The organism is Streptomyces sp. NPDC048636 (assembly GCF_040650655.1).
In the GTDB taxonomy this organism is placed as follows: Bacteria; Actinomycetota; Actinomycetes; order Streptomycetales; family Streptomycetaceae; genus Streptomyces.
Window position 1 is genome coordinate 195,316 of the sequence record NZ_JBEZHR010000015.1, and the last position, 12,551, is coordinate 207,866.

At 71.2% G+C, this 12,551-nt stretch carries 11 protein-coding genes; 1 reads left to right on the forward strand and 10 read right to left on the reverse strand.

Going from position 1 to position 12,551, the window contains the following annotated elements; genetic code table 11:
* Positions 1-18: 18 nt before the first annotated feature.
* From carB to pyrR, 6 genes are all read right to left on the reverse strand, one after another.
* Complete coding sequence (gene carB, locus AB0C66_RS30620; RefSeq protein ID WP_362445788.1) at positions 19-3,330, reverse strand: carbamoyl-phosphate synthase large subunit; 3,312 nt, start codon at positions 3,328-3,330, stop codon at positions 19-21.
* Positions 3,323-4,462, reverse strand: coding sequence for a glutamine-hydrolyzing carbamoyl-phosphate synthase small subunit (gene carA, locus AB0C66_RS30625; protein ID WP_362445791.1), 1,140 nt, complete (start codon positions 4,460-4,462; stop codon positions 3,323-3,325). Before carA ends, carB begins: the two co-directional genes overlap by 8 nt.
* On the reverse strand, positions 4,459-5,046 hold the full coding sequence (locus AB0C66_RS30630) for a hypothetical protein (protein WP_362445794.1): 588 nt from the start codon (positions 5,044-5,046) through the stop codon (positions 4,459-4,461). The genes carA and AB0C66_RS30630 overlap by 4 nt, the downstream gene beginning before the upstream one ends.
* A complete protein-coding gene (locus AB0C66_RS30635) occupies positions 5,043-6,341 on the reverse strand; it encodes a dihydroorotase (RefSeq protein WP_362445797.1) in 1,299 nt (432 codons plus the stop codon). Before AB0C66_RS30635 ends, AB0C66_RS30630 begins: the two co-directional genes overlap by 4 nt.
* A gap of 2 nt (positions 6,342-6,343) precedes the next feature.
* Positions 6,344-7,315: an aspartate carbamoyltransferase catalytic subunit gene (locus AB0C66_RS30640; protein ID WP_362445800.1), complete on the reverse strand. Its 972-nt coding sequence runs from the start codon at positions 7,313-7,315 to the stop codon at positions 6,344-6,346.
* Positions 7,316-7,448: 133 nt separating this feature from the next.
* A complete protein-coding gene (gene pyrR, locus AB0C66_RS30645) occupies positions 7,449-8,033 on the reverse strand; it encodes a bifunctional pyr operon transcriptional regulator/uracil phosphoribosyltransferase PyrR (RefSeq protein WP_362445803.1) in 585 nt (194 codons plus the stop codon).
* A 196-nt stretch (positions 8,034-8,229) separates the two neighbouring features.
* On the opposite strand from pyrR, the gene bldD reads away from it, so the two are divergent.
* Complete coding sequence (bldD, locus tag AB0C66_RS30650; RefSeq protein WP_014056259.1) at positions 8,230-8,730, forward strand: transcriptional regulator BldD; 501 nt, start codon at positions 8,230-8,232, stop codon at positions 8,728-8,730.
* A gap of 170 nt (positions 8,731-8,900) precedes the next feature.
* On the opposite strand, the gene nusB is transcribed toward bldD, so the two are convergent.
* The 4 genes from nusB to AB0C66_RS30670 all read right to left on the reverse strand — a co-directional run bounded on the left by nusB (position 8,901) and on the right by AB0C66_RS30670 (position 12,159).
* Positions 8,901-9,344, reverse strand: coding sequence for a transcription antitermination factor NusB (gene nusB / locus AB0C66_RS30655; protein WP_362445806.1), 444 nt, complete (start codon positions 9,342-9,344; stop codon positions 8,901-8,903).
* Positions 9,345-9,346: 2 nt separating this feature from the next.
* A complete protein-coding gene (gene efp / locus AB0C66_RS30660) occupies positions 9,347-9,913 on the reverse strand; it encodes an elongation factor P (RefSeq protein ID WP_362445809.1) in 567 nt (188 codons plus the stop codon).
* Between the two features lie 77 nt (positions 9,914-9,990).
* Positions 9,991-11,106 carry an aminopeptidase P family protein gene (locus tag AB0C66_RS30665; RefSeq protein WP_362445812.1) on the reverse strand — a complete coding sequence of 372 codons (1,116 nt, stop codon included), beginning with the start codon at positions 11,104-11,106 and terminating at the stop codon, positions 9,991-9,993.
* Between the two features lie 111 nt (positions 11,107-11,217).
* Entirely contained in the window at positions 11,218-12,159 is a 942-nt protein-coding gene (locus tag AB0C66_RS30670; protein WP_362445815.1) for a Pro-rich N-terminal domain-containing protein, read from the reverse strand.
* Positions 12,160-12,551 lie beyond the last annotated feature (392 nt).

Genomic DNA, 12,551 nt, shown 5'->3' on the forward strand with positions numbered 1-12,551 from the left:
GTGTCCCCCTCCCTCGCCTCACTCCTCGCGGGCCGCGGTGAGGTGTTCCGCGTGTTCCTGGAGCGACCGGACGCCGACCGTGCCCCGGCCCAGCGCCTCGATGCCCTGGACGGCGGCGGCCAGCGCCTGGACCGTGGTCAGGCAGGGGACACCGCGGGCGACGGCGGCGGTACGGATGTCATAGCCGTCGAGGCGGCCGCCGGTGCCGTAGGGGGTGTTGACGATCAGGTCGACCTGGCCGTCGTGGATCAGCTGGACGATGGTCTTCTCCCCGGCCGGGCCCTCGCCCTCGCTCTGCTTGCGCACCACGGTGGCGCTGATGCCGTTGCGCTTGAGCACCTCCGCGGTGCCCGAGGTGGCGAGCAACTCGAAGCCGAGGCCGACCAGTTCACGGGCCGGGAAGATCATCGACCGCTTGTCCCGGTTGGCCACCGAGACGAACGCGCGGCCCTTGGTGGGCAGTGCGCCGTACGCCCCGGCCTGCGATTTGGCGTAGGCCGAGCCGAAGACCGAGTCGATGCCCATGACCTCGCCGGTGGAGCGCATCTCCGGGCCGAGGATGGTGTCCACCCCGCGCCCGGAGGAGTCGCGGAACCGGCTCCACGGCATCACGGCCTCCTTGACGGAGATCGGGGCGTCCATGGGCAGGGTGCCGCCGTCCCCGGCCGCCGGGAGCAGCCCCTCGGCGCGCAGTTCGGCGATGGTCGCGCCCAGCGAGATCCGGGCGGCGGCCTTGGCCAGCGGTACCGCGGTGGCCTTGGAGGTGAAGGGGACCGTACGGGAGGCCCGGGGGTTGGCCTCCAGCACGTACAGGATGTCCCCGGCCATCGCGAACTGGATGTTGATCAGGCCGCGCACCCCGACACCGCGGGCGATGGCCTCGGTGGAGGCCCGCAGCCGCTTGACGTCGAAGCCGCCGAGGGTGATCGGGGGCAGGGCGCACGCCGAGTCACCGGAGTGGATACCGGCCTCCTCGATGTGCTCCATGACGCCGCCGAGGTAGAGCTCCTGACCGTCGTAGAGCGCGTCGACGTCGATCTCTATGGCGTCGTCGAGGAAGCGGTCGATGAGCACCGGGTGTTCGGAGATCAGCCCCGCGTGCCGCTCCAGGTAGGCGGCGAGGGAGGGCTCGTCGTAGACGATCTCCATGCCGCGGCCGCCCAGGACGTAGGAGGGGCGGACCATGACCGGGTAGCCGATCTCGGCGGCGATGCCCTTGGCCTGCTCGAAGGAGAAGGCGGTGCCGTACTTGGGCGCGGGCAGCCCGGCCTCGGTGAGCACCCGGCCGAAGGCGCCGCGCTCCTCGGCGAGGTTGATCGCCTCGGGCGAGGTGCCGACGATCGGCACACCGTTGTCCTTGAGCGCCTGGGCCAGGCCCAGCGGGGTCTGGCCGCCGAGCTGGACGATCACCCCGGCGACCGGGCCCGCCTGCTGTTCGGCGTGGACGATCTCCAGTACGTCCTCCAGGGTGAGCGGCTCGAAGTAGAGCCGGTCGGAGGTGTCGTAGTCGGTGGAGACGGTCTCCGGGTTGCAGTTGACCATGACGGTCTCGTAGCCCGCGTCATGCAGCGCGAACGAGGCGTGGACGCAGGAGTAGTCGAACTCGATGCCCTGGCCGATGCGGTTGGGGCCGGAGCCCAGGATGATCACCGCGGGGGTCTCGCGCGGGGCGACCTCGGACTCCTCGTCGTAGGAGGAGTAGAAATACGGGGTCCGCGCGGCGAATTCGGCGGCGCAGGTGTCGACCGTCTTGTAGACGGGGCGGACGCCGAGGGCGTGCCGTACCTCGCGGACCACGTCCTCGCGCAGCGAGCGGATCCCGGCGATCTGGGTGTCGGAGAAGCCGTGCCGCTTGGCCTCGGTGAGCAGGGCGGGGCCCAGCTTGTCGGCGGCGGCCAGCTCGTCCGCGATCTCCTTGATCAGGAACAGCTGGTCCACGAACCACGGGTCGATCTTCGTGGCGTCGAAGACCTGTTGCGGGGTGGCCCCGGCGCGGATGGCCGCCATGACCGTGTTGATCCGGCCGTCGGTGGGCATGACGGCCCGCTCGAGCAGCTCGGTCCGGTCGCCGGGCTCGCCGGTGAAGTCGAACTGGCTGCCCTTCTTCTCCAGCGAGCGCAGCGCCTTCTGGAGCGCCTCGGTGAAGTTGCGGCCGATGGCCATGGCCTCGCCGACCGACTTCATGGTGGTGGTCAGCCGGGCGTCGGCGGCCGGGAACTTCTCGAAGGCGAACCGCGGCACCTTGACCACGACGTAGTCGAGGGTGGGCTCGAAGGACGCCGGGGTCTGCTCGGTGATGTCGTTGGGGATCTCGTCGAGGGTGTAGCCCACGGCGAGCCGGGCGGCGATCTTGGCGATGGGGAAGCCGGTCGCCTTGGAGGCCAGCGCGGAGGAGCGGGAGACGCGCGGGTTCATCTCGATGACGATGACCCGGCCGTCCTCGGGGTTGACCGCGAACTGGATGTTGCAGCCGCCGGTGTCCACCCCGACCTCGCGGATCACGGCGATGCCGATATCGCGCAGGATCTGGTACTCGCGGTCGGTGAGCGTCATCGCCGGGGCGACGGTGATCGAGTCACCGGTGTGCACGCCCATGGGGTCGAAGTTCTCGATGGAGCAGACGACCACGACGTTGTCGTGCTTGTCGCGCATCAGCTCCAGCTCGTACTCCTTCCAGCCGAGGATGGACTCCTCCAGGAGCACCTCGGTGGTCGGCGAGAGGGTCAGGCCCTGACCGGCGATCCGGCGCAGCTCGTCCTCGTCGTGGGCGAAGCCGGACCCGGCGCCGCCCATGGTGAACGAGGGGCGGACGACGACCGGGTAGCCGCCGAGCCGTTCGACACCGGCGAGGACGTCGTCCATGGAGTGGCAGATGACCGAGCGGGCGGACTCACCGTGGCCGATCTTGGCGTTGACCGCCTCGACGACGTCCTTGAACTGGTCGCGGTCCTCGCCCTTGTGGATGGCCTCGACATTGGCGCCGATCAGCTCGACGCCGTACTCGGTGAGGGTGCCCGCCTCATGGAGGGAGATCGCGGTGTTGAGCGCGGTCTGCCCGCCCAGGGTGGGCAGCAGGGCGTCCGGGCGCTCCTTGGCGATGATCTTCTCGACGTACTCGGGGGTGATCGGCTCGACATAGGTGGCGTCGGCGATCTCCGGGTCGGTCATGATCGTGGCCGGGTTGGAGTTGACCAGGATGACCCGCAGCCCCTCGGCCTTGAGGACACGGCACGCCTGGGTGCCGGAGTAGTCGAACTCGGCGGCCTGGCCGATGACGATCGGACCGGAGCCGATGACCAGAACGGACTGGATGTCGGTGCGCTTAGGCACGCTGGCCCTCCATCAGGGTGACGAAGCGGTCGAACAGGTACGCGGCGTCGTGCGGACCTGCGGCGGCTTCGGGGTGGTACTGGACGCTGAAGGCGGGGCGGTCGAGCAGCCGCAGCCCCTCGACCACGTTGTCGTTCAGGCAGACATGGGAGACCTCGGCCCGCCCGTAGGGGGTGTCGGAGGGCGCGTCGAGCGGGGCGTCGACGGCGAAGCCGTGGTTGTGCGCGGTGACCTCGACCTTGCCGGTGGTGCGGTCCTGCACCGGCTGGTTGATACCGCGGTGGCCGTACTTCAGCTTGTAGGTGCCGAAGCCCAGGGCCCGGCCGAGGATCTGGTTGCCGAAGCAGATGCCGAACAGCGGGGTGGAGCGGTCCAGCACTCCGCGCATCAGCGAGACCGGGTGGTCGGCGGTGGCCGGGTCGCCCGGCCCGTTGGAGAAGAACACCCCGTCCGGGCCGACGGCGTAGACGTCGTCCAGGGTGGCGGTGGCGGGCAGCACGTGCACCTCGATACCGCGCTCGGCCATCCGGTGCGGGGTCATGCCCTTGATGCCGAGGTCGATCGCGGCGACGGTGAACCGCTTGGTGCCGATGGCCGGGACGACGTAGGTCTCGGCGGTGGCGACCTCGCCGCTGAGGTCCGCGCCCTTCATCTGCGGGGCGGTCCGCACCCTGGCCAGCAGGGCGGTCTCGTCGGCGATCGCCTCGCCGGAGAAGATGCCCACCCGCATGGCGCCGCGCTCGCGCAGATGGCGGGTGAGGGCGCGGGTGTCGATCCCGCTGATGCCGACGACGCCCTGGGCGGTCAGCTCCTCGTCCAGTGAGCGGCGGGAGCGCCAGTTGGAGGGCGTACGGGCGGGGTCGCGCACCACATAGCCGGAGACCCAGATGCGCCGGGACTCGGGGTCCTCGTCGTTGACGCCGGTGTTCCCGATGTGGGGGGCGGTCATGACAACGACCTGGCGGTGGTAGGACGGGTCGGTCAGGGTCTCCTGGTAGCCGGTCATGCCGGTGGAGAACACCGCCTCGCCGAAGGTCTCCCCCACGGCCCCGTAGGCACGGCCACGGAAGGTGCGGCCGTCCTCCAGGACGAGTACGGCGGGGGCCTTGGCCCCCCGGGTGGAGGTCGTCATCGTGCGCCTTCCTGGTTGTGCTCGGTGTTCTTGACGGCCAGGGCCTCGACCCAGGCGGCGTGCTCGGCGGCGTGGTCGGAGCGGAAGCCGGAGTCGATCAGCCGGTCGCCGTGGAGCCAGGTGAGGATCAGCAGCCCGCCCTCGGCGAGCACCTTGCCCGCGATGCCCTTGTCGAGCCGGGCACCGCGCAGGCTGTCCGCCGGGATGAAGAAGTCCTTGGCCCCGGGCCGTACGACGCTCACGCCCTGGTCGGTGAGGGTCAGCTCGACCCGGCTGCGGGTGCCCAGACCGTGGGCCACGATGCGGTCCAGCCACTGCCCGGCGGTGGTGGAGCCGTGGTAGCGGCCGGTCATCGTCAGCCGCGGCTCGCCGGGCTCGGCGGGGGGCTGGGGCAGCTCGGGCAGATCGCCCTGGAGGGTGCCGCGCCACTTCCAGCCCTCGCGCATCAGCCAGTAGACGAGCCCGATGACCAGCAGCAGTCCGACGACCCAGCCGATCCGCGCGGCCCAGTCCGTCACGTCCTGCGACTTCTGGTCGGCGGCCAGGGCCGCGAGGCCCGCCGCCGGATTGCTCAGAGGTGTCACGCCAGCTTCCCGTCCACGACCGTCGCCCGGCCCCGCAGGAAGGTGTGCGTCACGCGGCCCGGCAGTTCACGGCCCTCGTAGGGGGTGTTGCGGCTGCGGGAGGCGAAGCCCGCGGGGTTCACCACACCACGGTAAGCGGAGTCGAGCAGGGTGAGGTTGGCGGGCTCCCCGGCGGCGAGGGGACGGCCGTGGCCGGTGAGCCGCCCGATGGCCGAGGGGCGGTACGACATCCGGTCCGCGACGCCCGCCCAGTCCAGCAGCCCGGTGTCGACCATCGTGTGCTGGACGACGGACAGCGCGGTCTCCAGGCCCACCATGCCCATGGCCGCGGCGCCCCACTCGCAGTCCTTGTCCTCGTGCGGATGCGGGGCGTGGTCGGTGGCGACGCAGTCGATGGTGCCGTCGGCCAGCGCCTCGCGCAGCGCCATCACATCGGCCTCGGTGCGCAGCGGCGGATTCACCTTGTAGACCGGGTTGTAGGACCGTACGAGCTCGTCGGTGAGGAGCAGGTGGTGCGGGGTGACCTCGGCGGTCACCTGCCAGCCCTTGGACTTGGCCCAGCGGACGATCTCGACCGAGCCCGCGGTGGACAGATGGCAGATGTGCACCCGGGAGCCGACGTGCGCGGCGAGCAGCACATCGCGGGCGATGATCGACTCCTCGGCGACGGCGGGCCAGCCGCCGAGGCCGAGCTCGGCGGAGACGACGCCCTCGTTCATCTGGGCGCCCTCGGTGAGCCGGGGCTCCTGGGCGTGCTGGGCGATGACCCCGTCGAACGCCTTCACATACTCCAGGGCGCGGCGCATGATCACCGCGTCGTCGACGCACTTGCCGTCGTCGGAGAAGACCCGCACCCCGGCGGCGGAGTCGCGCATGGCGCCCAGCTCGGCGAGCTTCTTGCCCTCCAGGCCGACGGTGACCGCGCCCACCGGCTGGACGTCGCAGTAGCCGGACTCCCTGCCGAGCCGCCAGACCTGCTCGACGACGCCCGCGGTGTCGGCGACCGGGAAGGTGTTGGCCATGGCGTGCACGGCGGTGAAACCGCCGACCGCGGCGGCCTTGGTGCCGGTCAGGACGGTCTCGGAGTCCTCGCGGCCGGGCTCGCGCAGATGGGTGTGGAGGTCGACGAGGCCGGGCAGCAGGATCTGTCCGGCGGCGTCGATCACGGTGGCGCCTTCGGGGGCGTCCAGACCGGCGCCGACGGCGGCGATGCGCTCGCCCTCGATCAGCACGTCCCGCGGCTCGCCGCCGAGCACCTTCGCGCCGCGCAGCAGCGTCGTGTTCGTGTCGCTCATGGTTACTTGCTCTCCTCGGTGCGGGCGGCGGCGACGGCGGACTCGTTCCCGCCGAGCAGCAGATACAGGACGGCCATGCGGATGGAGACGCCGTTGGTGACCTGCTCCACGGCGGTGCAGCGGTCGGAGTCGGCGACCTCCGCGGTGATCTCCATCCCGCGGTTCATGGGGCCGGGGTGCATGACGATGGCGTGCTCGGGCATCCGGGCCATCCGGTCGCCGTCCAGGCCGTAGCGGCGCGCGTACTCCCGCTCGGTGGGGAAGAAGGCGGCGTTCATCCGCTCCCGCTGGACGCGCAGCATCATCACGGCGTCGGACTTGCCCACCACCGCGTCGAGGTCGTAGGAGACCTCACAGGGCCAGCTCTCGACGCCGAAGGGGACCAGGGTCGGCGGGGCGACGAGGGTGACCTCGGCGCCGAGGGTGGACAGCAGATGGACGTTGGAGCGGGCCACCCGGCTGTGCAGGATGTCGCCGACGATGGTGATCCGGCGGCCGCCGAGGTCCTGGCCGGTGCCGGAGGTCAGATGGCGGCGCATGGTGAAGGCGTCGAGCAGCGCCTGGGTGGGGTGCTCATGGGTGCCGTCCCCGGCGTTCACCACGGAGCCGCCGATCCAGCCGGAGGTGGCCAGCCGGTGCGGGGCGCCGGAGGCGTGGTGGCGGATGACCACCGCGTCGGCGCCCATCGCCTCCAGGGTGAGCGCGGTGTCCTTCAGGGACTCGCCCTTGGAGACCGAGGAGCCCTTGGCGGAGAAGTTGATGACATCGGCGGACAGCCGCTTGGCGGCCGCCTCGAAGGAGATGCGGGTACGGGTCGAGTCCTCGAAGAAGAGGTTGACGACGGTACGGCCGCGCAGGGTCGGCAGCTTCTTGATCGGCCGGTCGGCGAGCCGGGCCAGTTCCTCGGCGGTGTCGAGGATCAGGACGGCGTCATCGCGCGAGAGGTCGGCGGCCGAGATGAGGTGGCGCTTCATCCGGGTGCTCCGTGGGTGAAGGAGGAGTGCGGGCGTACGGGCGGGCAGGGGCGGTCCGGCGGCGGCGGTGCGGCACCGGGGCGTACGGGCGGCGGGTCCCCGGGATCGCCGGGTGCCGTGCCGTCCGTCGGCGCTACTGCCCGTCCGCGGGGGTGGTCTCGCGCTGGCCGAGGAGGACGCTGTCGCGGCCGTCCTCCTCGGTGAGCTGGACCTTGACCGTCTCCCGCAGCGATGTCGGGAGGTTCTTGCCGACGTAGTCGGCGCGGATGGGCAGTTCCCGGTGGCCCCGGTCGACGAGGACCGCCAGCTGGACCGCGCGCGGCCGCCCGATGTCACCCAGGGCGTCGAGCGCGGCGCGGATGGTGCGCCCGGAGAAGAGCACGTCGTCGACGAGGATCACCAGCCGGCCGTCGACGCCGTCGCCGGGGATCTCGGTGCGGGCGAGCGCGCGGGCCGGGCGCAGCCGCAGATCGTCGCGGTACATGGTGATGTCGAGCGAGCCGACGGGAACCTCGCCGGGCGCCCGGTCGGTGATCTCCTCCAGCCGGGCGGCCAGCCGCCGGGCCAGATGGACACCGCGGGTGGGGATACCGAGGAGCACCACGTCGTCGGCGCCCTTGGCGCGCTCGACGATCTCGTGGGCGATGCGGGTGAGGACACGCGCGATATCGGGTGCTTCCAGCACCGAACGCGCGGGGCTCGAGGTGTGTGCGTCCATAAGAAACGGACCTCCTTCTCCGCCTCACGGGACGGACCTTAAAGGACGTCGGATTTGCGCCATTCACAGTAGCAGGGGCGTACGGGCGGCCCGTCAACACCCCTGGCGAGAGCCCCTCCGCCTCATTCGGCTTGACGAACCGAGATTACGCTGCGTAACCTCACAGTGAGTTACCAGTCTTCGTCCGGGGAGCTTTATGTCCAGCGAATACGCCAAACAGCTCGGGGCCAAGCTCCGCGCCATCCGCACCCAGCAGGGCCTCTCCCTCCACGGTGTCGAGGAGAAGTCGCAGGGCCGTTGGAAGGCCGTGGTGGTGGGATCGTACGAGCGCGGCGACCGTGCCGTGACCGTGCAGCGTCTCGCCGAATTGGCCGACTTCTACGGCGTTCCGGTGCAGGAGCTGCTGCCGGGCACAAGCCCGGCCGGCGCCGCCGAGCCGCCGCCGAAGCTGGTACTGGACCTGGAGCGGCTGGCCCATGTGCCGGTCGAGAAGGCGGGCCCGCTCCAGCGGTATGCCGCGACGATCCAGAGCCAGCGTGGTGACTACAACGGCAAGGTGCTCTCGATCCGCCAGGACGATCTGCGCACCCTCGCCGTCATCTACGACCAGTCGCCCTCCGTGCTGACCGAGCAGCTGATCAGCTGGGGTGTGCTGGGTGCCGACGCCCGCCGCGCCGTCCAGCACGAGGACGTCTGAGCCGCCTCAGACGCCCCCGGACGCCCTCGGTCGTCTCTTCCTGCCCCCATCGGGAGAAAACAGCAGAAACGTGCCGCCGGGGGCGGTGAAGACCCCTTCAGGTCTTCACCGCCCCCGGCGGTTGTCGTACGCGGGGCGGCGCGGTGCCGCCACGGCTCAGCGAAAGCGCGTCACGCCGGATGCTCGAGGTCGCGGCGGAGACTCGGCTTCAGCTCCTTGAAACGGCCCAGCAGGCCGTTGACAAAGGCCGGCGAGTCATCGGTGGAGAACTCCTTGGCGAGCTGCACCGCCTCGTCGATCACCACCGCGTCCGGGGTCGCGTCCTCCCACACCAGCTCATACGCGCCGAGCCGCAGGATGTTCCGGTCGACGACCGGCATCCGGTCCAGCGTCCAGCCCACCGCATAGGTGGCGATCAGCTCGTCGATCCGCGCGGTGTACTGCGCGTACCCCTCGACCAGCTGCATCGTGTATTCGCTGACCGGAGGCTGCCGGTCGTCGGTCCGGGAGTGCCGTATCCAGTCCGCGAGGACGGTCTGCACGGAGCTGCCACGCTGATCGGCCTCGAAGAGAATCTGAAAGGCACGCTTACGGGCCTTGTTGCGGGCAGCCACGGTTAGTTGTTCACCCGACCGAGGTACTCACCGGAGCGGGTGTCAACCTTGATCTTCTCACCGGTGGTGATGAACAGCGGCACACCGATCTCATAGCCGGTCTCGAGCTTGGCCGGCTTGGAACCACCGGTGGAGCGGTCGCCCTGGACGCCCGGCTCGGTGTACTCGATCACGAGCTCGACGGCCGCGGGCAGCTCGACGTAGAGCGGGTTGCCCTCGTACATCGCGACGACCGCCTCGAACCCCTCGAGCAGGTAGCGGGCGTTGTCGCCTACGACCTCGGGGGTGATGTAGACCTGGTCGAACGTGTCCATGTCCATGAACACGAAACTGTCGCCGTCCTTGTACGAGAACTGCATGCCGCGCTTGTCGACATTGGCCGTCTCGACCTTCACGCCGGCGTTGAAGGTCTTGTCGACCACCTTGCCGGACAGCACGTTCTTGAGCTTGGTGCGCACGAAAGCAGGGCCCTTGCCGGGCTTGACGTGCTGGAACTCGACGACGGACCAGAGCTGGCCGCCTTCGAGCTTGAGCACCATGCCGTTCTTGAGGTCGTTCGTGGATGCCACGGTTGCGGGATCTCCTGGACTGGCAGCTGATGGAGACCAGAAAGATGCCACGCGCCGATCATCAGCCGAAGCCGAAGCTAGAGCGCGAGCAGCTCTTTGGTCGTGATGGTGAGTAGCTCGGGTCCGCCGTCCGCCTCGGGGCGGACGACGAGCGTGTCGTCGATCCGGACACCGCCCCGCCCCGGGAGGTGGACCCCCGGCTCGACGGTGACCGGCACACAAGCGTCCAGTTTACCCATGGCCGACGGTGCCAGCCGAGGGTCCTCGTCGATTTCCAGGCCCACACCGTGTCCGGTACGGGGTTCCAGCCCGTCTCCGTACCCCGCCGCGTCCAGCACCTGGCGGGTCACCCGGTCCACCTCGCGGTACGTGGCACCCGGCACCAGCGCCTCCCGTCCGGCCCGCTGAGCGGCGAAGACCACGTCATAGAGCTCGACCTGCCAGTCCGCGGGCGAGGGGCCGATGACAAAGGTCCGGCCCACCTGGCAGCGGTAGCCGCGGTAGTCCGCGCCCAGGCAGATGGTGAGGAAATCCCCCTCCTCGACCCGGCGGTCGGTGGGAAGATGTCCGGCTCGTCCGGCATGGGGCCCGGCGGCCACCACGGTGGGAAAGGCCGGTCCGTCCGCGCCGTGGTCCACCAGACGGCGCTCCAGCTCCAGCGCGAGATGGCGTTCCGTCCGGCCCACCAGGATCGATTCCAGCAGCTCGCCGAGGGCCTGGTCGGCCAGCTCCCCCGCGATCCGCAGCCGGGAGATCTCCTCGTCGTCCTTGATCAGCCGCAGCTGTTCCACCGCCCGGCCGAGATCGGCCAGCGCCAGCTTGGGGGCGGCGCGGCCGAGGGCCCGGTGCCGGGCGACGGTCAGATCGTGCTCCTCGACCGCCAGCGACTCGGCGCCGTCGGCCGCGGCCAGATCGGCGGCGGCCGCGGCCGGATCGCCGTCGGGGCCGGGCAGCATCAGCAGCCGCAGATCCTCGGGGTGTGACGGGTTGCCCACCCCCCAGCTCGGCGCCGCCGGTGTCTCGGCCGCCACCAGCACATCCTGTGCCGGACCGAGGAGCAGCACGGCGCCCGGCGGTGCGACACCGCACAGATAGCGCACATTGGCCGGCCGGGAGACCAGCGCGGCGCCGCTCCCGGCCGTGGCGCACTGATCGCGCAGACGGGCACGGCGAACGGCGTACACCTCGGACATGACCCCGAGCGTACGCAGGGTCGCGCCCCGCGGCCGGTCGAGCGGGGCCGTATGGGCGGCGCCCGCCGGGGTCCGGGAACCACCGGGTGAACCGCGCCGTGCGGAGCGGGACTACCAGGTGGGCGGGCTCGCGATGGAGCGGGCGACGACCTCGTCCAGCATCCGCGCGGTGGTCTCCACATCATGGGTGGAGTTGTCGATGATCGGCAGCCCGGAGCCGTACCACCCGGCCATCCGGCCGTGGATACGCGCCACTTCGTCATCGCTGAGGCGGCGGGTGCCGCTGCGCTCCGCGTTCCGCTCGAGCACGATCTCCAGACCGGGCAGCACCACGACGGGCAGCAGCCCGGGGCCGACATGGCGCTTCCAGCCACCGAGGCCGACCACCGGCCGGTCGGGGAAGACCGCGTCGTCCAGGATGCAGGAGATGCCGTTGGCCAGGAAGTTACGGGCGGCGAAGCCACAGGTGCGGCGGGCCAGCCGGTACTGCGCCTCGGAGTTCTCGTTCCACCCCGACTGTGGATTGGCGAAACCGGACCGGACCCATTCGCGGACGTCGTCCAGGCTGATGTGGGCGGTGGGCACCCGTCGGCGGTCGGCCCAGTGGCGGGCGACCGTCGTCTTACCGGCACCCGCCGGTCCGATCAGCAGCACCGCGACCGCGGTCTGCGAGATATCGGGCACCGTCTGGTCCGGTGAGGGATGCGGCAGCGGCACCGGGCCGCCGGGCGGCAGCTGGACATGGCCGGTGACCCCCGCCGCCTCGGCGGGCGGCGGCGCCACGGAGGGAACCGACACCTGCGGTACGGGCGGCGGTATGTGCGGAGGCGGACCCTGGTGTGGCGGACCCTGATGCGGGGGGACCTGGTGCGGCGGGACCTGGTGCGGGGGCGGGGCCGCAGGGGCGGGCGCCGGGGGCACGGGCGGAACGGGAGGGTTCGGGTGAGGGCCCGGGTGGTGGCTTGCGCCCTGGGCCCAGCCTGCGCCCCGCGGTCCGGGGCCCTGCCCCGGTCCGTGGGGCGGTGGCAGCGGAGCTCCCACTGCGTGCTGCATCCGGTGGCACTCCGTCTCGTACAGGCAAGTCCGGCAATTGTGGCGTAGCGAGGCGGCGATGAGGCCGCTCCTACCGAACGGTACCTGCCCGGACGGCCGCTGTGTGAGCGGCGGACAAAGCTGTTGCGTGCCCGGTACACCACCTCTGCCAGGCGATTCGCACCGAGTCCGGACCGGACGGGCGCGGCGGGGGGCTTCGGGGCGGGGGGGGGGGGGGCCGGACCGCGTGGGTCCCCCCCCGGGGGCGGGGCCGGGGGCGGCCCCCGGGGGGGCGCCCCCCCGTCGCTCACGACCCCCCCCCCCCCGGCGGGGGGGGGGGGGGGGCGCCCCGCCCCCCCCCGCGACCGCCCCCGCATACGGGCAGGCCGGGGCGGATGACTCATGCGCCTGGG

Bases quoted from the DNA above. Each gene is read 5' to 3' on its own strand.
- carA (WP_362445791.1), bottom strand. From the start codon at position 4,462: ATGACGACCTCCACCCGGGGGGCCAAGGCCCCCGCCGTACTCGTCCTG.
- AB0C66_RS30635 (WP_362445797.1), bottom strand. From the start codon at position 6,341: ATGAGCGACACGAACACGACGCTGCTGCGCGGCGCGAAGGTGCTCGGC.
- AB0C66_RS30640 (WP_362445800.1), bottom strand. From the start codon at position 7,315: ATGAAGCGCCACCTCATCTCGGCCGCCGACCTCTCGCGCGATGACGCC.
- pyrR (WP_362445803.1), bottom strand. From the start codon at position 8,033: ATGGACGCACACACCTCGAGCCCCGCGCGTTCGGTGCTGGAAGCACCC.
- bldD (WP_014056259.1), top strand. From the start codon at position 8,230: ATGTCCAGCGAATACGCCAAACAGCTCGGGGCCAAGCTCCGCGCCATC.
- AB0C66_RS30665 (WP_362445812.1), bottom strand. From the start codon at position 11,106: ATGTCCGAGGTGTACGCCGTTCGCCGTGCCCGTCTGCGCGATCAGTGC.
- AB0C66_RS30670 (WP_362445815.1), bottom strand. From the start codon at position 12,159: ATGCAGCACGCAGTGGGAGCTCCGCTGCCACCGCCCCACGGACCGGGG.